Source organism: Oleiphilus sp. HI0123 (genome assembly GCF_001635315.1).
On sequence record NZ_LWGE01000932.1, the window covers coordinates 1 to 363 of the forward strand.

The 363-nt window shown below is 49.9% G+C and carries 1 pseudogene; it reads left to right on the plus strand.

Annotated features, from left to right (window positions below):
- Nucleotides 1-363, plus strand: a pseudogene (locus tag A3761_RS27445) (peroxidase); the annotation flags it as partial.

Here is a 363-nt window from a genome sequence, read left to right on the forward strand (position 1 = left end):
CTTCAAAGGTGCAGAGTGTGGCTTATTGCGCCTGTCAGTCACGGGTGACCCAAATGACCGTGGCTTTGCTCCAGGCTTAGCATGGAAAGTGTTCGTTGACGGTAGAAACTCACGCAATGTCTCGGCGTTATACACCTTATCAGGCCAAGGTGGTAACCATGATTTCTTTGCAAATGAGTTGTCGCAGTACGTTGACAAGGAAGTGAACGAAACTTTGGGTACCACAGCCTTGTTCTCACTAGTTTCGACTAAGCCAACCACGCTTTCTGTAGAGAAGATGGCGAAGGTTCGCGCAGATGGCACCAAAGAAAGCAGCGTTGTTACGCCGACGCAGGTTTACTTTGTTCCGCGCCCAGAAGTGAA